The organism is Sphingomonas sp. 37zxx, from assembly GCF_000786205.1.
In the GTDB taxonomy this organism is placed as follows: Bacteria; Pseudomonadota; Alphaproteobacteria; order Sphingomonadales; family Sphingomonadaceae; genus Sphingomonas.
Genome location: NZ_JROH01000129.1, coordinates 1 through 520, shown reverse-complemented (window position 1 = coordinate 520; position 520 = coordinate 1). Strand labels below are relative to the sequence as shown.

The 520-nt window shown below is 67.7% G+C and carries 1 pseudogene; it reads left to right on the top strand.

From position 1 onward, the window contains the following. A pseudogene (locus QU44_RS18820) lies at positions 1–245 on the top strand (IS91 family transposase); the annotation flags it as partial. Between the last annotated feature and the right edge of the window lie 275 nt (positions 246–520).

Sequence of the window (520 nt, the reverse complement as noted above, 5' to 3'; positions counted from 1 at the left end):
TCCACCGCATCCGCCATTACGGCCTGCTCGCTGGCGCCACCCGCAAGGCTCACCTCGAACACGCCCGCCAACTGCTCGGTGTCGCCCCGCCCGTGACCGCTGCCGCGCCCGCCGAACCCGAGGATGCCCGCCCGCCATGCCCATGCTGCGGGGGACGCATGGTCGTCATCGAAACCTTCGAACGATGGCGCCAGCCCCGCGCACCGCCGCATGACACCAACCCGACCGGGACCACCGCGCCATGACCCGGCATGGCTCGCCTTCATCACGCCGCGCGACCTGTGCGCTTCCGGTCATGATGACGCTCGCGTTGACGATGCCGCTCCGCGTGCCGGCCCACATCTCACGCCTTCGTCAAAGCCAAAAGCCAAGCCAAACCCAGCGCCAGACGACCTCCTTCCAGCCCACAAATGCTCGCCCGGGCGGCTGTTGCCCGCACCTCGAACCAAGGCGAAAACCGAAAACCCCATAGTCAGCACACACGGCCCGCGGCTTCCTGCTTTGGAGGATATCGTACGCC